The 19,448-nt window shown below is 67.7% G+C and carries 18 protein-coding genes; 7 read left to right on the top strand and 11 right to left on the bottom strand.

Features of this window, described 5'->3' with window-relative positions; translation table 11 throughout:
• Positions 1-83 precede the first annotated feature (83 nt).
• On the bottom strand, positions 84-668 hold the full coding sequence (locus IED13_RS04390) for a GNAT family N-acetyltransferase (RefSeq protein ID WP_260368322.1): 585 nt from the start codon (positions 666-668) through the stop codon (positions 84-86).
• 181 nt (positions 669-849) lie between these two features.
• Here IED13_RS04390 and ruvX point away from each other — a divergent pair, with 181 nt between their 5' ends.
• The gene (gene ruvX / locus IED13_RS04385) at positions 850-1,347 is read left to right on the top strand and encodes a Holliday junction resolvase RuvX (protein ID WP_038368799.1); all 498 of its coding nucleotides are present in this window, start codon (positions 850-852) and stop codon (positions 1,345-1,347) included.
• Between the two features lie 129 nt (positions 1,348-1,476).
• On the opposite strand, the gene IED13_RS04380 is transcribed toward ruvX, so the two are convergent.
• Together IED13_RS04380 and IED13_RS04375 are read right to left on the bottom strand one after the other, a co-directional pair.
• Entirely contained in the window at positions 1,477-1,857 is a 381-nt protein-coding gene (locus IED13_RS04380; RefSeq protein WP_210323498.1) for a hypothetical protein, read from the bottom strand.
• Positions 1,858-2,016: 159 nt separating this feature from the next.
• Positions 2,017-2,412, bottom strand: coding sequence for a hypothetical protein (locus IED13_RS04375; protein ID WP_038368137.1), 396 nt, complete (start codon positions 2,410-2,412; stop codon positions 2,017-2,019).
• 192 nt (positions 2,413-2,604) lie between these two features.
• Here IED13_RS04375 and IED13_RS04370 point away from each other — a divergent pair, with 192 nt between their 5' ends.
• Together IED13_RS04370 and IED13_RS04365 are read left to right on the top strand one after the other, a co-directional pair.
• Complete coding sequence (locus tag IED13_RS04370) at positions 2,605-3,567, top strand: AEC family transporter (protein WP_211200687.1); 963 nt, start codon at positions 2,605-2,607, stop codon at positions 3,565-3,567.
• 203 nt (positions 3,568-3,770) lie between these two features.
• Positions 3,771-4,007: a hypothetical protein gene (locus IED13_RS04365; protein ID WP_191123492.1), complete on the top strand. Its 237-nt coding sequence runs from the start codon at positions 3,771-3,773 to the stop codon at positions 4,005-4,007.
• Between the two features lie 33 nt (positions 4,008-4,040).
• Here the strand turns inward: IED13_RS04365 and dprA are convergent, their stop codons facing one another.
• The 5 genes from dprA to IED13_RS04340 form a co-directional block, all read right to left on the bottom strand.
• Positions 4,041-5,261, bottom strand: coding sequence for a DNA-processing protein DprA (gene dprA / locus IED13_RS04360; protein ID WP_210323497.1), 1,221 nt, complete (start codon positions 5,259-5,261; stop codon positions 4,041-4,043).
• Between the two features lie 4 nt (positions 5,262-5,265).
• Positions 5,266-5,889, bottom strand: a complete 624-nt coding sequence (gene plsY / locus IED13_RS04355; RefSeq protein ID WP_191123491.1) for a glycerol-3-phosphate 1-O-acyltransferase PlsY — start codon at positions 5,887-5,889, stop codon at positions 5,266-5,268.
• Between the two features lie 216 nt (positions 5,890-6,105).
• A complete protein-coding gene (gene pyrC / locus IED13_RS04350; RefSeq protein WP_191123490.1) occupies positions 6,106-7,422 on the bottom strand; it encodes a dihydroorotase in 1,317 nt (438 codons plus the stop codon).
• Complete coding sequence (locus IED13_RS04345) at positions 7,415-7,657, bottom strand: hypothetical protein (protein WP_038368143.1); 243 nt, start codon at positions 7,655-7,657, stop codon at positions 7,415-7,417. Before IED13_RS04345 ends, pyrC begins: the two co-directional genes overlap by 8 nt.
• A 5-nt stretch (positions 7,658-7,662) precedes the next feature.
• Positions 7,663-8,607: an aspartate carbamoyltransferase catalytic subunit gene (locus IED13_RS04340; RefSeq protein WP_038368145.1), complete on the bottom strand. Its 945-nt coding sequence runs from the start codon at positions 8,605-8,607 to the stop codon at positions 7,663-7,665.
• A gap of 155 nt (positions 8,608-8,762) precedes the next feature.
• Here IED13_RS04340 and IED13_RS04335 point away from each other — a divergent pair, with 155 nt between their 5' ends.
• Positions 8,763-9,899 carry a serine hydrolase domain-containing protein gene (locus IED13_RS04335; RefSeq protein ID WP_210323496.1) on the top strand — a complete coding sequence of 379 codons (1,137 nt, stop codon included), beginning with the start codon at positions 8,763-8,765 and terminating at the stop codon, positions 9,897-9,899.
• 7 nt (positions 9,900-9,906) lie between these two features.
• Here IED13_RS04335 and panB read toward each other — a convergent pair whose 3' ends face one another.
• The gene (panB, locus tag IED13_RS04330) at positions 9,907-10,728 is read right to left on the bottom strand and encodes a 3-methyl-2-oxobutanoate hydroxymethyltransferase (RefSeq protein ID WP_191123488.1); all 822 of its coding nucleotides are present in this window, start codon (positions 10,726-10,728) and stop codon (positions 9,907-9,909) included.
• A 209-nt stretch (positions 10,729-10,937) separates the two neighbouring features.
• On the opposite strand from panB, the gene topA reads away from it, so the two are divergent.
• Positions 10,938-13,601, top strand: a complete 2,664-nt coding sequence (gene topA / locus IED13_RS04325; protein ID WP_191123487.1) for a type I DNA topoisomerase — start codon at positions 10,938-10,940, stop codon at positions 13,599-13,601.
• Between the two features lie 32 nt (positions 13,602-13,633).
• Entirely contained in the window at positions 13,634-13,864 is a 231-nt protein-coding gene (locus IED13_RS04320) for a hypothetical protein (RefSeq protein ID WP_038368152.1), read from the top strand.
• Positions 13,865-13,942: 78 nt separating this feature from the next.
• Here the strand turns inward: IED13_RS04320 and IED13_RS04315 are convergent, their stop codons facing one another.
• The gene (locus IED13_RS04315) at positions 13,943-15,019 is read right to left on the bottom strand and encodes a tlde1 domain-containing protein (protein WP_191123595.1); all 1,077 of its coding nucleotides are present in this window, start codon (positions 15,017-15,019) and stop codon (positions 13,943-13,945) included.
• A gap of 557 nt (positions 15,020-15,576) precedes the next feature.
• On the opposite strand from IED13_RS04315, the gene IED13_RS29155 reads away from it, so the two are divergent.
• The gene (locus IED13_RS29155) at positions 15,577-16,833 is read left to right on the top strand and encodes an MFS transporter (RefSeq protein WP_162719961.1); all 1,257 of its coding nucleotides are present in this window, start codon (positions 15,577-15,579) and stop codon (positions 16,831-16,833) included.
• Positions 16,834-17,000: 167 nt separating this feature from the next.
• Here IED13_RS29155 and IED13_RS04305 read toward each other — a convergent pair whose 3' ends face one another.
• A complete protein-coding gene (locus IED13_RS04305) occupies positions 17,001-19,325 on the bottom strand; it encodes a bifunctional salicylyl-CoA 5-hydroxylase/oxidoreductase (RefSeq protein WP_191123486.1) in 2,325 nt (774 codons plus the stop codon).
• Positions 19,326-19,448: the final 123 nt, after the last annotated feature.

Here is a 19,448-nt window from a genome sequence, read left to right as displayed (position 1 = left end):
CGGGCCGATTCTTCAATAAGCGGAATCGTTTCCGATCACGGCTTCATCCAACGTTTCACCTGCTGGCCCTCTGGCGAGGCTGATCACCGAGCGGTGCTGAGCTGGAAACGCAGATGCGGGTCGGGGCTATAGAGCAGCGCGGTGAAGGCTTCGACCAGCCGCCCGCCGTTCTTCTCGATGATGCGCCGCGAGGCGTGGTTGGACTCGTCGCAGGTGATGACGACCTCCGGCAAGCCGGCCTGATGCGCCACCTGCAGCATGGCGCCGAGCGCGGCGGTGGCGTAGCCGTGACCGGCGAAGGCCGGGAGGATGGCGTAGCCGATATGTCCGAGCACATGCTCGGGCAGGGCCAGCATCGGGCGGCCTTCTGCATCCGCCTGCCAGCGCAGATTGATCGAACCGACGAAGGGGCGCCCGGGTCTGTCCTGCGCGAAGATCCAGCGCGTCGGCCCCGGCAGGCGCTCGACCTCGCGGCCATCCGGCAGGCGGATACGGCCCGGTCCACCACGGAGTTCGGCGAGGAAGGCGTCGGGATCGGCAGCGATGGCGGTGAGCTGTTCCGGCGCGACGTCGCGTGTCGTATTCGGCGACCAGCCGCCGCGCAGCGCCGCCTCATAGGGCGCGAGCAGGGCTCTGTCGGGAACTTGCAACGAGATCAGAGCCGGCACGCGCAGTGTATCCTTCCATGGCGGCGATCCCGCCTTCGTGCATCGAGGATAGAGCGCTCGGTCGCCATGCGCGACGGCTCCGGCACGATCTGGCGCGACGGTGGCCATTCCCGGGATGCAAGGCGCGCTCTTCGCGCAGCAATCGCTCGTAAGCGCGGGCCCCGCGTGCTACCGCGCTGGGATGACCAGTGCCATCGTTCCGCTCGAAAGCCTTCTCGATCTGCCGGATCACGCGCGGCTGCTCGGGCTCGACCTCGGCACCAAGACGATCGGGCTTGCGCTGTCGGATGTCGAGCGCAGCATCGCGACGCCGCTCGAAACCATCCAGCGCGTCAAGTTCGGGCTCGACGCTGCCGCGCTGCTCAAGATCGCGGGCAAATATCAGGTCGCCGGGCTGGTGATCGGCCTGCCGCTCAACATGGATGGCAGCGAGGGGCCGCGCGTGCAGTCGACCCGCGCCTTCGTGCGCAATCTCGCGCCGCTGACCGAATTGCCGATCGTGTTCTGGGACGAGCGGATGTCGACGCTTGCGGTCACGCGTACCCTGCTCGACGCCGACGCCTCGCGGGCCAAGCGCGCGGCCGTGGTCGACAAGATGGCGGCCGCCTACATCCTCCAAGGCGCGCTCGACCGGCTGGCGCGACTGGCCGACGACGCATTCGGGCCGGAAACGGCGTGAGCCCGGCGCCACGCCGGGGCCCCGATCAGATCGAAGCCTGTCCGCCTTTCCGACATGGCGAAGACCGGAACGGAAGGATTTTCCGTCCCGGTCCGGGTCGTGGCTGGTATCGGAGTGCCGGCGAGGCTGTCAGAAGCCGCGCTTGATGGCCCGCTTCTGCGCCTCGCGCTGGTTCCGGATCGCGCGTTTCTGCTGCTCGATCGACATGCCGTAATAGGGATTGCCGCGCCGGCCGTAAGCGCGTCCACCGCCATAGGCCGGCCCGCCACGATACCCCGGGCCGCCGCGATAGCTGGGCGCGCCGTTGTCGATCGGACCGCCGGCGGCCGGTGGCCGCTGATAATTGTAGTTATAGTTGCCGCCCCGGGAATACGGGTTGGCCTGATAGCTCCCGCCACGGCCGTAGTCATTGCCGTAGGGCATGTCCTGCGCGAGCGAGGCGGCCGGCGCCAGCCCGAGGGCGAGCACCCCAACCATCAGCGCTCGTTTGACCGACACGTAGCGTTTCAACCCAATCATCCGACATTCCCCCAATTCAGGCCCACCGCGAGCCGGAGCGGCTCACGGTGGCGTTTCTCCGTCCGGCCGAAACGGCGACCGAATCTCGATCTTGTTATCGCATCGGAGCGAAGAGCGAGTTCCACCCTTCGCTCCGATCATCATCCGCGATCAGCGATGATCGCGGAAGTCGTAGGGCGCGTAGTAGCCGTAGGGCGCGTAGTAGCGCGGCGCCACATAGACCGGCGGCGGCGGCGCGTAGACCGGCGCGGCATAATAGCCGCCATCGTAATACGGGTCATAGGACCGGGCGCTCGCCGCGGCAGCCGCCGCTCCGAGGATGCCCAGGCCGACGCCGGCCGCAATGGCCGAGCCCCGTGAAGGCCCACGCCAGCCGCCGCGATAGTAACCGCGATAGCGATACTGGCTGTATTCGGCCTGCACCTTGTCGAGCCTGGCCGGATCGAAGGAACGGCGCTCCTGCGCCATCGCCGGCACCGCAACGCTACCCACCGCGACACTGGCCGCGGTCAGAGCGACAATCCATTTCTTCCTCAAAGACATCATGACGATATCTCCTTTCCCGGGGCAGCGCCCGAACCTTGCGGATATCTTGCGCCGCCACTCTTGAATGAGACCTGAACCAATCACGGCGGCAATGCGGCGGAGACAAAGGCGACCGAATGGCAACGCGCTTGCTCCCGATCCGCCTGCCATGGGAGGGACAGGCCGGTCTTCCATCCGACTCTACAACCGGTGATGGAAGCCTTTGTTCCCTCCGGCCATTTCCACGAGTTCCCGCCCGTCATGCTCGACAGCCTGATCGCCGTCTTCCTCGTCATCGCGACGGGCTGGTTCCTCAAGGTTCGCGAGATCGTCTCGCCGGCACATTGGATCGGCGTCGAGCGGCTGACCTATCAGGTGCTCTTCCCGGCCGTCGTCATCTACACGCTGGCGATGGCCAATCTCGGCGACCTGCCCGTGCTGGCCATGGGCTTTAGCCTCGTCCTCGCCATTCTCAGCGTCGCGGCCCTGTTGCTGCTGGCACGCCCGCTGCTCGCGCGGGCCGGCATCGACGGGCCGGCCTTCACCTCGATCTTCCAGGGCTCGGTGCGCTGGAACACCTTCGTCGCGCTCGCCCTCGCCTCCGGGTTACAGGGCCGCACCGGCGCGACGCTGATGGCGATCGCGGTGGCGTCGATGATTCCGCTGCTCAACGTGATCTGCGTGCTGGTGCTGGCGCGCTTCGCGAATGGCAAACCGATGAGCGCCAGCGCGACCATCCGCTCGATCCTGTACAACCCCTTCATCTGGTCGTCCGCGGTGGGGCTCACCCTCAACCAGGTGCAATGGGCCATGCCCATGGCTTTCACCGGCTATCTCGACGTGCTCGGCCGCGCTTCGCTCGGGATCGGGCTGCTCGTGGTCGGGGCCGGGCTCGACCTGAAGCGGCTGGCCCGACCGAACCTGGCGCATGGCGTCGCCGTTCTGCTCAAGCTCGTCGCGATGCCGCTGGCGGCATGGCTCTTTGCCGGGCTTTTCGGCGTGACGGGCCCCGCCCTGACGATGACGATCATCGCGGGCGCCGTGCCCACGGCGACGGCTGCTTATTTCCTGGCCCGAGACCTCGGCGGAGACGCGCCGCTCATGGCCGAGATCACCACCTTGCAGACTCTGCTCGCGCTCGCCACGATACCGGTGGCAGTCCTTCTTCTGGGATAGAATCCGCCGATTTTGGAGGAAAAGCGCCCAATCACACCGGCTCTCTTCCTCTTGCCTCGAAGGCTGGCACCTTATGCGAGCACAGGGCGGAACCATATCCTAAAACTTGTATTTAATTACATATACACTCTATAATTGTATCACTGGCGTTGAGCCGGCGACAGTGAACGACTGGCCTCCAACCATGAGGGAGTCTGCCCGCGATGAATCCGGTCGATAAGGTCCGGTCCGCGTATAGCGATGCCGAACAGGAAGCCGAGTTGCCGGAACGGCCGCTTTCGCCGTTCGAGGCTGCGAGTTTCATCGAAGGGATGACGGCGGAGCTGCACCGGATGGCCCGGAACGCCAAGCTCGACACCCTGTCCTATTTCCTCGAAATGGCGCGGATCGAGGCCTCGGCGCAGATCGAGCAGATCGCAGAGCGGAAGCTCGACGCCTGATCCGGACCAGTCCTGTAGCGAAGCGGGAAGCCCTCAGGCGCCCGCGCGCGACAGGCCGCCTCCAGGATGCCGCAGCACGGCTCCGGTTAATTCCAGTTCGATCAGCGCGCGCCCGACATCCCGCGCCGGATAGCCGCTCGCACGCACCAGATCGTCCAGAGCGACCGGCGTCGGGCTCAGGAGCCCGAGCAGGTTCGAGCCGATATCGTCCGCCTCGCCCGTCCCGGCCGGCGGCGCGGGCGCAAAGCCATCGCGGTCGCTTCCGGCCGCCTCGGAGACCGGCGGCTTCGTCACATCCGGCAGGTCGAGCTCGTCCCAGAGCGGTTCGCCCGCGCTCGCCACAGCCTCCTCCCGCATGGCCTGATGCTGGTGGAACAGGTCGTCCCGCCGCCCCACCATCGGACGCAGCGCCTCGACGACATGCGCGGCTTCGGCGCAGAGCGTGGCCCCCTCGCGGATGAGATGGTTACCGCCCTCGGCCCGCGGGTCGAGCGGCGAGCCCGGCACGGCGAAGACCTGCCTGCCCTGCTCATTGGCGAAGCGTGCGGTGATGAGCGAGCCGGAGCGGCGCGCCGCCTCGACGACGACAGTACCGAGCGCGAGCCCCGAGACGATGCGGTTGCGGCGCGGAAAATCGCGGCCGCGCGGCTCGTAGCCGAGCGGCATCTCGCTGATGAGGGCTCCCTCGGCCGCGATGCGCTCGGCAAGCCCACCATTCTGAGGCGGATAGATCCGGTCGAGGCCGCCGGCCAGGACAGCGATGGTTCCCGTCGCGAGGCTCGCCTGATGGGCGGCAGTGTCGATGCCGCGTGCGAGGCCCGAGACGATGGCGAAGCCCGCCTCCCCGATCTCGCGCGCCAGCCGGCGGGTGAAGGTCAATCCCGCAGCCGAGGCGTTGCGCGAGCCGACCAGCGCCACCGCCGGCAGTTTCGGGAATTCTCCGCGTATCGCGACGAGCGGCGGCGCGGAATCGATCGCTCGCAAGGGCAGCGGATAGTCGGCCTCGCCCTGCGCGACGAAGCGGCCGCCGAGACGGTGCAGCCCCTCCATCTCGCGCTCGGCTTCGGCCTCCGGGAAGATGCGGATGTTGCGGCCGGCCTGCCGCGCGAGGTCGGGCAATGCCTCCAGCGCAGGGCCGGCACCGCCGAAGCGGTTCGTGAGAGAACGAAAGCTGCGCGGCCCGATGCCGTCGCTGCGGATCAGCCTCAACCAATCGAGGCGCTGGCGATCGGAGAGGACGATGCCAGCAGCCATGCCATCAGCCCTTCTGGCCGATCTTGCCTTCGCTGCCGGCCAACAGCCGGGCGATATTGGCCCGGTGCATGATCCAGAGCAGGAGGGTGAGGACGGCCATCACCGCCGCCGCCTGATGCATCCCTGCGGCAAACCAGAGCAGCAGCGGCGTCAGCACGCTCGCCGTCAGCGCGGCGAGCGAGGAGTAGCGCGAGAGCCAGGCCACGCAGAGCCAGATCGCGGCAAAGGCGAGCGCGATCCAGCCATTGAGGCCGATCAGCACGCCGAGATAGGTCGCGACACCCTTGCCGCCCTTGAAGCCGATCCAGACCGGGAAGAGATGGCCGAGAAAGGCGCCGACCGCGGCGGCCAGCGCCGCCTGCGGCCCGCCGAGCCAGTGCCAGGCGAGGAGAACGGCCACCGTGCCCTTGAGCATGTCACCGACAAGCGTCGCCGCCGCGAGCTTCTTGTTGCCGGTGCGCAGCACATTGGTCGCGCCGATATTCCCCGAGCCGATGCTGCGCAGATCCGGCCCGCCGGCGAGCTTCGTCAGGATGATGCCGAAGGGGATGGAGCCGAAGAGATAGCCGATAACGAGGGCGATCAGCGTGGCGGAGCCGGAAAGGCCCCAGGTCAACGTCTCAGCCATGCAGTCCCCTCGCCCCCTTGGCGAGCGTCACAATAGGATTTGTCGGTGGGAATAGAAAGCGCCCGCCCCCCATAAACGCGCTGTCATCCCGGACAAGCCGCTTCGGCGGCGCAGATCCGGGATCCATGCCGGAGCGCTTTCCGCGGAGGTTCAGGCGTGGATCCCGGGTCTGCGCTTCGCTTGCCCGGGATGACCCATACCTTCCATTTAGAAAACTCAGCCCGGCCCGAGCTCGTAAACCGCCCGCCCACCGACAAAGGTCGTCTGCACGATGCCCTGAAGCCGCGCCTCGTCGAAGGGCGAGTTCTTGGCGCGGGACTTCAGCTTGCGCTTGTCGACGACGAAGGGCGCATCGGGGTCGAGCAGGATGAGATCGGCCGGGGCGCCCGCAGCGAGCCTGCCGCCACCAAGCCCGAGCAGCCCGGCAGGGCGCGTCGAGAGGGCGGCCAGCAGCGCGGACAGGCCGATCTGCTCCGACTGCACCATGCGCAGCGCGGCCGCCAGCATGGTCTCGATGCCGAGCGCGCCGTCGGCCGCCTCGGCGAAGGGCTGGCGCTTGGTCTCGACATCCTGCGGATCGTGGTCGGAGACGATGACGTCGATCACGCCCTCGGCCAGCGCCGCGACCATGGCGAGACGCTCGTCCTCGGACCGCAGCGGCGGCGAGACCTTGCAGAAGGTGCGGTAGTCGCCGACATCGTTCTCGTTGAGGGTGAGGTTGTTGATCGAGACGCCGCAGGTGACGCGCACGCCGTCCTGCTTCGCCCGGCGCACCAACTCGGCCGATTCCGCGCAGGAGATCATCGCGGCGTGGTAGCGGGCGCCGGTGGCGCGGGCGAGGCGCAGATCGCGTTCCAACATCACCGTCTCGGCCTCGGCCGGAATGCCCGGCAGGCCCTTGCGGCTGGCGAACTCGCCCTCGTTCATCACGCCGGAACCGCGCAGCTCGGGATCCTCGACATGGTTCATGATCAGCGCGTCGAAATTGCCGGCATAGATCATGGCGCGGCGCATGACCTGCGGATTGCGCAGCGCCCGGGCGCCGTCGCAGAAAGCGACCGCGCCGGCTTCGAGCAGCAGGCCGAATTCGGTGATCTCTCGGCCCTCGAGCCCCTTGGTCAGGGCGGCGCAGGGCAGCACGTTGACGATCGCCTTGTCGCGGGCGCGGCGCTTCAGGAAGTCGATGATGGCGGGGTCGTCGATCGGCGGATCGGTGTCCGGCCGGCAGACGACGGTGGTGACGCCGCCGGCAGCCGCCGCATGCGAGCCGGAGCCGAGCGTCTCGCGGAACTCCGCGCCGGGCTCACCGAGGAAGGCGCGCAGATCGACGAGGCCGGGCGTCAGCACCAGTCCCTTCGCATCGATGTGGCGGACGCTCTCGCCCGTCGCCGGCGCCGCGCCCCATTCCACGGCCGCGATGGCGCCATCGCGCAGCAGGACCGAACCCGCCCCTTCGCGACCGGTGGCCGGATCGACCAGCCGGGCGTTGACGATCGCGATGTCCTGCGCTGCGATGTCCTGCGTTTCAGCCATGATCCGTTCCATTGCGGCCGTCAGCATCCGGCCGGCGCGTAAAGACGAAGCTCCAGAAGGCGACGAGCCCCCAGAACAGCAGACAGAGCCCTGCACCGGCCAGGACGATGAACCAGGTCCAGCCGGCGTGCGGATCGGCCCAGAGATAGCCGGCCGCGACCACGAGATAGAGCCCGACGAAGACGAACCGCACCCGGCGCATCGTTCGAAGCAGCCAGGCGAGAGCTCCGTCCATCGGCCTCAGACATTCGGCAGGTGCTGTGCGAGCGCGTCGAGCACCGCCATGCGGACGGCGACGCCCATCTCGACCTGCTCCCGGATCAGCGACTGGGCACCGTCGGCCACCTCCGAGGAGATCTCGACGCCGCGGTTCATCGGGCCGGGATGCATCACCAGCGCATCGGGCGCGGCACGTTCCAGTTTCTCGCGGTCGAGCCCGTAATAGCGGAAATACTCCTTCGGGGACGGCACGAAGGCGCCATGCATGCGTTCGAGCTGGAGGCGCAGCATCATCACGATGTCAGCGCCTTCGAGCCCCTTGTTCATGTCGGTGAAGAGTTCGACGCCCATGCGCTCGATGCCCGGCGGCAGCAGCGTCGTCGGCGCGATCAGCCGGACTTTTGCACCCAATGCATTCAGCAGGATGATGTTGGAGCGGGCGACGCGCGAATGCAGGATGTCGCCGCAGATCGCCACCGTCAGCCCCTGGATGCGGCCCTTGTTGCGGCGGATGGTCAGGGCGTCGAGCAGGGCCTGGGTCGGATGCTCATGGGCGCCGTCGCCGGCGTTGACCACCGAGCAGCCCACCTTGCGGGCGAGCAGGTTGACCGCGCCGGCGGCATGGTGGCGCACGACAATGATGTCGGGCCGCATGGCGTTGAGCGTCGCGGCGGTGTCGATCAGCGTCTCGCCCTTCTTCACCGAGGAAGAGGCGACCGACATGTTCATGACGTCGGCGCCGAGCCGCTTGCCGGCGAGCTCGAAGGAGGCCTGCGTGCGGGTCGAAGGCTCGAAGAACAGGTTGATCTGGGTGCGGCCGCGCAAGGTCGCCGCCTTCTTCTCGACCTGCCGGGACAGCGCGACATAGTCCTCGGCCCGGTCCAACAGGCCCTCGATGTCGAGATGGGACAACCCCTCGATGCCGAGCAGGTGGCGGTGCGGATAGAGCGGCGCTGGCGATGTCATTTGAAGCAGGCTGTTTAGGCGCGACTCGCCCGAGGTGCAAGCCGCTCCGAACAGGAAAGACCGCTATGCCGCGCGCAGCGGTGGAGCTTGCCTGCGATTGGCGCTAGGTCAGAAGCCGATCCGTCCGCTGCCTGCGTTTGCCGAAGGAATTCGCCTTGTCCGCTTCCACGACCGCTCATGTTCCGGCGCCTCACGGAGCCGATTGGCAGACCATCGCCCCGGCCGAGGCCGGCTTCGATGCCGGACGGCTCGGCGAGGCCGTCACTTTCGCGCAAGGCCATGAGAGCCCCTGGCCGCGCAGCCTCTATTATCCGGACGGCTCCTATGTCGGGAATGTCGAATGGAACGAGACCGGCCCCTGGACCGAGATCGTCGGCCCGGTGCGCGAGCGCGGCGGCCCGGCCGGGCTGATTCTGAAGGGTGGGCGTATCGTTGCCGAATGGGGCGACACCGGCCGCACCGACATGACCTTCTCGATCGCGAAAAGCTATCTCTCGGTGCTGGCCGGCATAGCCTTCGACGACGGGCTGATCCGCGATGTCGAGGAACCCATCGGCAAAAGCGTGGATGATCCCGCTTTCGCCGGGCCGCATAACGGCCAGATCACCTGGCGGCACCTGCTGCAGCAATCGAGCGAATGGCAGGGCGAGATCTTCGGGAAATCCGATCAGGTCGATCACAATCGCCAGATCGGCCCCGGCGCCGACAACAGCCGCAAGGGCCAACGCCGCGAGCTCAGGGATCCCGGCTCCTTCTACGAGTATAACGACGTGCGGGTGAACGTCCTTGCCTATGCCCTTCTCCAGCTTTTCCGCCGGCCGCTGCCGGAGGTGCTGCGCGAACGGATCATGGACCCGGTCGGCGCCTCGCCGGACTGGCGATGGGAGGGCTACAGCTCGTCCTTCGTCGAGATCGATGGCCGGCGCATCCAGTCCGTGCCCGGCGGCGGGCATTGGGGTGGCGGGCTCTTCATCGGCGCCCGCGACCATGCCCGCTTCGGCCTGCTGATCGGCCGCAAGGGCGAGTGGAACGGGCGGCAGCTCGTTTCCCGCAACTGGATCGAACGCTCGCTGACGCCCTCCCCCACGCTCGGCAATTACGGCTATCTCTGGTGGCTGGCGCGCGGCCCCGCGGCGCGGCCCGGCGTTCCCCAGACCGCGTTCTCGGCGCTGGGCGCCGGCAGCAACGTGATCTGGGTCGAGCCGGAGCGCGACATCGTCGCGGTGCTGCGCTGGATCGAGGGCGCCTCGACCGAGGGCTTCATCGACCGGCTGCTGGCGGCGCAGGCCTGAGCGCGCCTCAGCCTTCCTTCACGGCATAAACCTGCTCGGGTCCGGGAAAGCGTCGGGCTCGAACCTCGGCGGCGTAATCCGCCACGGCCTTGTCGACGCCCTCGGCGAGGTTGCCGAAGAGCTTGACGAATTTCGGCACGCGCCCGGTCAAGCCGAGCATGTCGTCGAGCACGAGCACCTGCCCGTCGCAGGCGGCCGAGGCACCGATGCCGATGGTCGGGATCGCGATCCTGGCGGTGATCTCCGCCGCGAGCGGCTCGGCCACGGCCTCCAGCACCACCGCAAAGGCGCCGGCCTCGGTCACCGCCACGGCATCGGCGATGATCGCCGGCCATTCGGCCCGGTTACGCCCCTGCGCCTTGAAGCCGCCGAGCACATTGACCGCCTGCGGCGTCAAGCCGACATGGGCCATCACCGGAATGCCGCGCTCGACGAGGAAGGCGATGGTCCTGGCCATGCGCTGCCCGCCTTCGAGCTTCACCGCCCCGCAGCCGGTCTCCTGCATGATGCGGGCGGCGTTGCGGAAGGCCTGCTCGGGGCTCTCCTCATAGCTGCCGAAGGGCATGTCGACGACGATCAGCGCGCGACGGGAGCCGCGCATGACCGCCTGCCCGTGCAGGATCATCATCTCCAGCGTCACCGGCACGGTGCTGTCGAGGCCGTGCACGACCATGCCCAGCGAGTCACCGACGAGCAGGAAATCGCAATGGCGGTCGGCCAGCGCCGCCATCGGCGCGGTATAGGCCGTCAGCGAGACGATCGGCTCAGCCGCCTTGCGGCTGCGGATGTCCAACGCCGTCATGCGCTTGATCTGTGCTTGCGACGACACGCTCTTCTCCCCATGTGACGGGTGCTACCCCGTGGAAGGCCCTAAACGCTCTCCCCCATCCCGGAAAGCGCAATCGGCGTTTGACACGGCTCGCCCGCTGAACCACTTTCGCGCGCAATTCCGAACCGCACAGGTCTTGCGGGTCGCGGACCCGTCCGTTACGGCCGGTTCCGCGCTCTGATCAGGGCTGTCATCGAGACACGAAAACCATGAAGCTCCTCGTCGTCGAGTCGCCGGCCAAGGCCAAGACGATCAACAAATATCTCGGCTCCGACTACGAGGTCATCGCCTCGTTCGGGCACATTCGCGACCTGCCGGCCAAGGACGGCTCGGTCGAGCCCGACAATGATTTCGCGATGAAGTGGGAGATCGAGGGGCGCGGCGCCAAGCAGGTCGCCGAGATCGCGCGCGCCGTGAAGGGCGCCGAGAAGCTGATCCTCGCCACCGACCCGGATCGCGAGGGCGAGGCGATCTCCTGGCATGTGCTGGAGGCCCTGAACCAGAAGCGCGTGCTCAAGGGCATCCCCGTCGAGCGCGTCACCTTCAACGCCGTCACCAAGGACGCCGTGCAGAAGGCGCTGGCCAATCCCCGCGCCATCGACCAGGCGCTGGTCGATGCCTATCTGGCGCGCCGCGCGCTCGACTACCTCGTCGGCTTCACCCTTTCGCCGGTGCTGTGGCGCAAGCTGCCGGGCGCCCGCTCGGCCGGGCGCGTCCAGTCCGTGGCGCTGCGCCTGGTCTGCGACCGCGAGCGCGAGATCGAAGCGTTCCGGGCCCGCGAATACTGGTCGCTCGTCGCGACGCTCGCGACCGAATCCGGTCAGACCTTCGAGGCCCGTCTCGTCGGCGCCGACGGCAAGAAGATCGCAAGGCTCGACATCGGCAATGCCGAGGAGGCCAAGGCCTTCAAGGAGGCCCTGGAAACCGCGCTCTTCACCGTGACCGAGGTCGAGGCCAAGCCGGTCAAGCGCCACCCCTACCCGCCCTTCCAGACCTCGACGCTGCAGCAGGAAGCCTCGCGCAAGCTGGGTCTCGCCCCGGCCCGGACCATGCAGCTCGCCCAGCGCCTCTATGAGGGCGTCGATATCGGCGGCGAGACGGTCGGCCTCATCACCTATATGCGAACCGACGGCGTCGACATGGACGGCTCGGCCATCACCGCCGCGCGCAGCGTCATCGGCAAGGAATTCGGCGACCGCTACGTGCCGAGCGTGCCGCGCAAATACACGGTCAAGGCCAAGAACGCGCAGGAGGCTCACGAGGCCATCCGCCCGACCGATCTCGGCCGCCTGCCGGCGCAGGTCATGCGTCATCTCGAGCCGGAACAGGCGAAGCTCTACGAGCTGATCTGGAAGCGCACCATCGCGAGCCAGATGGAATCGGCCGAGATGGAACGCACCACGGTCGACATCGCCGCCAAGGTCGGCGCCCGCAATCTGGAGCTGCGCGCCTCCGGCCAGGTCGTGCTCTTCGACGGCTTCCTGACGCTCTATCAGGAAAGCCGCGACGACGAGGAAGACGAGGACTCCAAGAAGCTGCCGGCGATGAAGGCGGCCGACAGGCTGGAGAAGCGCGCCATCGCCGCCGACCAGCATTTCACCGAACCGCCGCCCCGCTTCTCGGAAGCGAGCCTGGTCAAGCGCATGGAAGAGCTCGGCATCGGCCGGCCCTCGACCTATGCCGCGACGCTCTCGACCCTGCGCGACCGCGAATATGTCCGCATCGAGAAGAAGCGCCTCGTGCCCGAGGACAAGGGCATGCTGGTGACCTCGTTCCTGGAGAGCTTCTTCAAGCGCTATGTCGAGTTCGACTTCACCGCGAACCTGGAGGAGAAGCTCGACCGCGTCTCCAACGCCGAGATCGACTGGAAGGCGCTGCTGCGCGAGTTCTGGGAGGAATTCACCGCCTCCATCGGCGAGACCAAGGATCTGCGCGTCGGCGACGTGCTGGAGGCGCTGAACGGCGTCCTCGGCGACTATATCTTCCCGCAGAAGGCCGACGGTTCCGACCCGCGGATCTGCCCGACCTGCGGCAACGGCCAGCTTTCGCTCAAGCTCGGCAAGTTCGGCGCCTTCGTCGGCTGCTCGAACTATCCGGAATGCCGCTATACGCGGCCCCTCTCCGTGCCCGCCGCCGATGGCGAGGCCTCGGCCGAGGGCGGCCAGGGCGCACCCGGCGTGCGCATCCTCGGCACCGATCCGGTGACGAGCCTCGAGGTCACGATGCGCGACGGCCGCTTCGGCCCCTATATCCAGCTCGGCGAGGGCGAGAAGCCGAAGCGCTCCAGCCTGCCCAAGGGCATGAGCCCGGCCAGCGTGACGCTGGAGAAGGCGCTGGCCCTGCTCTCCCTGCCGCGTGAGGTGGCGCGGCACCCCGAAAGCGGCGAGCCCATCCTCGTCGGCATCGGTCGCTACGGGCCTTACGTGCAGCACGGCAAGACCTACGCCAATATCGACAAGGGCGACGACGTGCTCGAGCTCGGCGCCAACCGCGCCATCGACCTAATCGTCGCCAAGGAAAGCGGCGGTGGGCGCGGCGGCCGGGCATCGACACCGGGACGGGCGCTCGGCGATCATCCCGCCGGCGGTGCTCTGGAAGTGAAGGCCGGCAAGTACGGCCCCTATGTCGCCTGGGGCAAGATCTTCGCGACACTGCCCAAGACGATGACCGCGGAGAGCATCACGCTGGAGCAGGCCATCGAGCTGGCGAACGCCAAGGCCGAGGCGAAAGGCGGCGCCAAGGGCAAGGCGAAGGCCGCGGGTGCTGCGGCAAAGGCCAAGGCACCGGCGAAAAAGCCCGCCGCGAAGAAGGCGCCGGCCAAGAAGGCTGCAGCCGCGAAGGCTCCCGCCAAGGCCAAGACGGCAAGCGGCTGAGGCCGCTCGCTTTCGCAAGAGACAGCGCGGTCATGCGTCTGGCGAGCTGGTTATTTGCAGGTCTCGGGGCACTCGTCTGCTCCGTGACCTTCGCGGGCTGGGTCTGGCTCAACGCCTACGCTTGCGGAGGCTGCAAGAACTTCCGCCTGCGCTGGGAGGATACCGAGGCGCTCAGCCTGTTCATCCCGCCCTTCTTCCTGGGCTGCGTTCTGATGGTCACAGGCGCCGTGCTGTGGATCGGGAACCGTTCGCAACGGCGCTAGAGCTTGCTGGCTTTACCCGGACCACGGGTCGTTCCGGGCTCATGCTTGTGACATGCCCCTAATGACGGCGTGCTTCCGTCACAGGCTCGCGACCACCACGATCCGTCTCACCTCGCCGCGCAGGAAGGCCTGCAGGAAGCGTTCGTAGTCCTTGAACGAGATGCAGCCGTTCGAGTCACCGCGCGGCCCGAGCAGATAGGTGTGGGCGAGGAGACCGGCGCGGCCGTGGATCGCGCCCGAGCCGCCGACCGGATTGAGCCGGATGGCGCGCACGCCATGGAACAGCGCCTCGCGCTCGGTCAGCGTGTAGGTGTGCGGCGGGGTGACGCCCTTCATGCGGACATGGGCGTAGCTGGGATTGTCCATCATCTCGCCCAGGCCGGAATGGGCCTCGAGCCGCTCGCCATTGGGCATGTAGACCATCTTGGCGCTGATATCGTAGATCGCGGTGCCGGCCTCGGCGGTGCGCGGCGGCGTGCCGGCCGAGGGGCTGAGGCGCGCGACGCGACCGCGGTCGACGACGTCATCCTGCGGCGCGGCATAGGCCAGCGCCGTGCCCGCCGGCTGCTGCTTCTGCACGCCGAAGAGCTTCTCGAAGAAATTGCGATTGTCCTCGGACGTCGGCGCGGGCGTGGCGGCAGCGACCCGGCTGCGGCGGGCCGATGTCGCCGGCTGCTGCGCCAGGCGCGGCGGCTGGGCCTCGGCAGGCGGCGGCACCAGCTCGGCCGGACGCGGCACGGGGAACGGAGCGGCAGCGAGGCCGGCGATCTCCTGCGAGGCCGTCTCGGGCGGAACGGACGCGATCAGCTCCGAGGGACGCGACGCCGGCAGCGGCGCCTTTTCGGCCAGGCTCACGGGCGCCTGCGACGGCAGCGGCAGAACCGAACCCGAATCCGGCAGATCGAGCGCTTCCGGCACCGCGGCCAGGCGCATCGCGGAGCCGACTGGCCGGCTCTGCGCGAGCGAGGTCGGGGTCGTGCCGGCGAAATGCGGATCGAGCAGGCCGCCATAGGCCCGCTCGGTGGTCGTTCCGGCGAGGCGCTCCGGCGCAGGTGGCCTGATCACCTGGGAGATGGCGGCTTTCTTGTCGTTGGCGGCAACATCGACGCTGGGATCATGCGGCGCGACATGATCGAGCAAGCGGAAGCCCGTCATCGCTCCGAGGCAGAGCGCGGCCGCCCAGAACAGGGTCCGGCCGATGGGGCGACGACGCCGCCGAAGACGCAGATGGGGCGCCCCGCTCCGCCGCGCATGTCTGCCATAGCTCATTGCCCGCACTCTCGATACGCCAACGCCACGCCCGGCCTCGACAGGCGCGCATGCTCGTTCCGCCACACCCCGAGGCAACGGGATGCGCGGCGCGTGACGATGCGTCCGGCCATGCTGGGAGAACCCAAACTACGTTCTTCTCCGATAAAGCGCCGTGTTGGTTAATCGTCGGTGAAGCCGACCGCGCTTTTTTTAGGCGGTGGGTGGTGAAGCGGCGCGACGTGTCGCGGGCCCCGAAGGCCACGCAAAGGCGGCACCATCAAGGCGCGGGTTGCAAGGCGCAGGGCGGTCATTCGCAAAGAGAGGGTTTTTCTGGCTCACCCGCCGCGATTAGTTCATCTTTCCGGGCGAAGGGACCTGGTCCTCTCCCCAGCCTGGCCGAATCGCACATGTCGCAAGGACCGCAGCCCGCAGAGACGGCCACGCAGGAGGCAGCGCCTCCCGTGACGCCGCCAGCCGAGGCGAGAACGAGTTCGGTCGCGGCGCTCGGCGCCATCGTGAGCGGCGCGCTCATCCTGCAAATCGCCGCGACGATCGTGAACACGGTCATCCCGCTCAAGATGGCGCTCGCCCAGAAGGCGCCGCTGCTGATCGGCCTGGTCGGCTCGGCCTATTCGGTCGGCTTCCTCGCCGGCTGCTTCATCATTCCCGCTTTCATCCGGCGCGTGGGGCATATCCGCGCCTTCGCCGTCTTCGCGGCGTTGCAGGCAGTGCTGACGCTGAGCTTCGGGCAGACGCCGATCGACATCTGGGGGTTGTCGCGGCTGGGCATGGGCTTCGCCGGCGCAGGCCACGCCATCTGCATCGAGAGCTGGATCAGCGGCCAGGCGAAGGCCGGCCAGCGCGGGCGCATCTTCGGCCTGTACCAGATCATCAACCGGCTTGCCCTGATCGGCTCGCAGATCGGCGTCGGCTATGTCGCGATGCAGTCGAGCGAGATCTTCCTGTTCGCCAGCGCGGCGTTCTCGCTGGCGCTGATCCCGGTCGGCATGACGAAAGCCAGGGGCCCGGAATCGGGCGCCGTGATCTCGGTCAGGCTGAACACGATCTGGCAGTATGCCCCGGCCGCCGTCATCGGCTGCCTCTATGTCGGGCTGATGGGCGGGGCGCTCTCCAACGTCGCGCCGGCCTATGGCATCCTGATCGGCCTCGACCAGAAATGGGCGATCCTGCTGACCGCCGGCATCCAGATCGGCGCGCTGGTGCTGCAATGGCCGCTCGGCCTGCTGGCGGACCGGGTCGAGAGCCGCAAGATCATGCTCAGCGCCACCGCCTCGGTGGTGCTCTGCACGCTGGCGCTGGGCGTCGTGCTCTGGTTCGCCCTGCCCCATAGCCGGTTCTGGCTGTTCGGGCTGTTCGCGCTGATCGGCGCCGGCAGCATGCCGATCTATACCGTTGCCGTCGCACATGCCTATTTCCGGCTCGGCCGCGAGCGGGCGCTCGGCCTCTCGGCGCAGCTCCTCTTCCTCTGGGCGACGGGCTCGGCCATCGGCCCGCTGGTCTCGACCGCCTTCATGCAGGTCATCGGGCCGCAGGGGATGCTGATCTATCTCGGCCTGCTCTCGGCCGCGACCGGCGTCTATCTCGCCTTCCGCCTGCGGCGTAACCCGCCCTCGGCCAATCCTTTCGGGGAACGCCCGGCCACGGCACCGACCATTCCCGACGTCTCGCCTTCGGGGCGTTCGCAGGGCGGCAAGTAGGACAGCGTTCGAGCCCGCGCCGACACGCGAGTCATCCCGGTCGCAGCGAAGCGAAGAGCCGGGATCCATGCCTGAACGTCAAACGGAAGCGCTCCGGCATGGATCCCGGGTCAAGCCCGGGATGCCGGCGCGTTTTCCGCTCGAGATCAGCAAGCTCTAAGCCAGGCCTACGCTTGGGCGGCGTGGCGCGTCGGCTTGGCCTTGAGCTTCAGCGCTTCCAGCTCCTCGCGCTCGCGCGGGGTGTTGCGCATGAGCTGGTCCTTGCCGGGCGCATATTGCACCGGCTGCTCTGTATCGACGCCGTACCAGGCGGCGGCGCGGAGCACGAAGGACGGATCGGCCAGATGCGGCCGCCCGAGCGCGACGAGATCGGCGCGGCCGGCGGCAATGATGGTGTTGACCTGATCGGCGGAGGTGATGTTGCCGACGCACATGGTCGCGACCTCCGCCTCGTTGCGGATGCGGTCCGAGAACGGCGTCTGGAACATGCGGCCGTAGATGGGGCGCGATTCCCGAGCGGTCTGGCCGGTCGAGACGTCGACGAGGTCGCAGCCCTCGGCAGCGAAAGCCTCGGCGATGGCGACGGAGTCGGCGGCGGAGAGGCCGCCCTCGGCCCAGTCAGTGGCGGAGATGCGCACCGACATCGGCTTCTCCCGCGGCCAGGCCTCGCGCAGCGCTCGGAAAACCTCCAGCGGATAGCGCAGGCGGTTCTCGACCGAGCCGCCATAGTCGTCGGTGCGCCTGTTGGTCAGCGGCGAGAGGAAGCTCGCCAGCAGATAGCCATGGGCGCAGTGCAGCTCCAGCATGTCGAAATCGGCGCGCATCCCCCGTTCGGCGGCGGCGACGAACTCGGCCTTGACCCGGTCCATGTCGGCGCGGGCCATCTCGCGCGGCACCTGGCTTTCCGGATAATAGGGCAGAGGCGAGGCCGAGATGATCGGCCAGGCGCCTTCCGGCAGAGGCCGGTCCATGCCCTCCCACATCAGCTTGGTCGCGCCCTTGCGGCCGGCATGGCCGAGCTGGAGGCAGATCTTCGCGGCGGAGTGGCTGTGCACGAAATCGACGATCCGCTTCCAGGCGACTTCCTGCTCGTCGTTCCACAGGCCGGTGCAGCCGGGGGTAATCCGGGCATCGGGCGCGATGCAGGTCATCTCGGTGAAGATCAGCCCGGGCCCACCGATGGCGCGCGAGCCGTAATGCATCAGGTGCCAATCGCCCGGCAGGCCGTCCTCGGCGGAGTACTGGCACATCGGCGAGAGCGTCATGCGGTTCTCGACCTGCATCTCGCGCAGCTTGAAGGGCTGGAAGGCCGGCGGGACCGGCGAGCCGTCCTTGCGGCGCTTGGCGAGGTCTCCGAGCCCGTCGGCGACGAGCTTGTCGACGGCCGTGACCATTTCCGGCGCGCGCAGGGCCAGATTGTCGTAGGTGATCGCCTTGGAGCGCGTCATCAGGCCGAATGCGAAGCGCAGCGGCTCGAAATCCCAGAAGCGCTTCAATTCCTCGAACCAGACCAGCGAGACATCCGCGGCATGCTGGGTCTTCTCGACCTCCTCGCGGCGCTGCGTCTCGAACAGCTTCAGGCCCGCCGTGACATCGAGCTTCGCCTGCCCCATCGCCCTGTGCAGGGCGATGGCATCCTCCATCGCGAGCTTGGTGCCGGAACCGATCGAGAAATGCGCCGTCGCCTTGGCGTCGCCGATCAGCACGACGTTCTCGCTCACCCAATTCCGGCAGCGGATCATCGGGAAATTGCGCCATAGCGAGCGATTGGTGATGAGCTTGTGGCCTTCGAGCTCCTCGGCGAAGACGCCTTCGAGGAAGGCGGCCGACTGCGCCTCGTCGAGTTTGCCGAGCCCGGCCTTCTCGAAGGTCTCGGGGTCGGTTTCCAGCACCCAGGTCGAGCGCCCGGCCTCGTATTGGTAGCAATGGGCGATGAAGAGCCCGTGCTCGGTCTGCTTGAAGAAGAAGGTGAAGGCGTCGAAGGGCCGGGTCGAACCCATCCAGGTGAACTTGTTCGGCCGCAGGTCGGTCTGCGGCTGGAAGCGGTCGCGCCAGTTCTCGCGGATGCGGCTGTTGATGCCGTCGGCAGCGACGACAAGGTCGTAATCGCGCTTCAGCGCCTCGATATCGGCAATCTCCTCGCCGAAATGCAGCCCGACGCCGAGCGCGCGCGCCCTCGCCTGCACCAGCATCAGCAGCGAGCGACGCGAGCAGCCGCAGAAGCCGTTGCCGGGAACGCGGTGGACCGTGTCCTTGAAGTGGATCTCGATGTCGTCCCAATAGGCGAAGTTGTCGCGGATCGCGGCATAGCTCTCGGCATCCGCCGCCTTGAACGTGTCGAGCGTCTGATCGGAGAACACGACGCCGAAGCCGAAGGTGTCGTCCGCCTGGTTGCGCTCGAAGACATCGACCGCAATCTCCGGCCAGTCACGTTTCATCAGCAGCGCGAAATAGAGCCCTGCCGGCCCGCCGCCCACGACCGCAATGCGCATCGACGCCTCCTCCAGAGCACCAGCCGATCCGGCTGATGATATTATTTTAAGCCTAAAATATTTTTGAGCTCAAGAGACTTTTGCAACCTTCAAATCGGACACTCAACAACGGAGCCGAAACCC

Source organism: Allobosea spartocytisi, from assembly GCF_014764685.1.
Classification (GTDB): Bacteria; Pseudomonadota; Alphaproteobacteria; order Rhizobiales; family Beijerinckiaceae; genus Allobosea; species Allobosea spartocytisi.
This window is presented reverse-complemented; position numbering and strand designations above follow the sequence as displayed.

Coding starts and splice junctions, on each gene's coding strand:
- ruvX (WP_038368799.1), top strand. CDS start 850: ATGACCAGTGCCATCGTTCCGCTCGAAAGCCTTCTCGATCTGCCGGAT.
- IED13_RS04370 (WP_211200687.1), top strand. CDS start 2,605: ATGGAAGCCTTTGTTCCCTCCGGCCATTTCCACGAGTTCCCGCCCGTC.
- IED13_RS04340 (WP_038368145.1), bottom strand. CDS start 8,607: ATGACATCGCCAGCGCCGCTCTATCCGCACCGCCACCTGCTCGGCATC.
- pyrC (WP_191123490.1), bottom strand. CDS start 7,422: ATGGCTGAAACGCAGGACATCGCAGCGCAGGACATCGCGATCGTCAAC.
- dprA (WP_210323497.1), bottom strand. CDS start 5,261: ATGGCTGCTGGCATCGTCCTCTCCGATCGCCAGCGCCTCGATTGGTTG.
- IED13_RS04375 (WP_038368137.1), bottom strand. CDS start 2,412: ATGATGTCTTTGAGGAAGAAATGGATTGTCGCTCTGACCGCGGCCAGT.
- IED13_RS04320 (WP_038368152.1), top strand. CDS start 13,634: ATGCGTCTGGCGAGCTGGTTATTTGCAGGTCTCGGGGCACTCGTCTGC.
- IED13_RS04315 (WP_191123595.1), bottom strand. CDS start 15,019: ATGACGGGCTTCCGCTTGCTCGATCATGTCGCGCCGCATGATCCCAGC.
- IED13_RS04345 (WP_038368143.1), bottom strand. CDS start 7,657: ATGGACGGAGCTCTCGCCTGGCTGCTTCGAACGATGCGCCGGGTGCGG.
- plsY (WP_191123491.1), bottom strand. CDS start 5,889: ATGGCTGAGACGTTGACCTGGGGCCTTTCCGGCTCCGCCACGCTGATC.
- IED13_RS04305 (WP_191123486.1), bottom strand. CDS start 19,325: ATGCGCATTGCGGTCGTGGGCGGCGGGCCGGCAGGGCTCTATTTCGCG.
- topA (WP_191123487.1), top strand. CDS start 10,938: ATGAAGCTCCTCGTCGTCGAGTCGCCGGCCAAGGCCAAGACGATCAAC.
- IED13_RS04365 (WP_191123492.1), top strand. CDS start 3,771: ATGAATCCGGTCGATAAGGTCCGGTCCGCGTATAGCGATGCCGAACAG.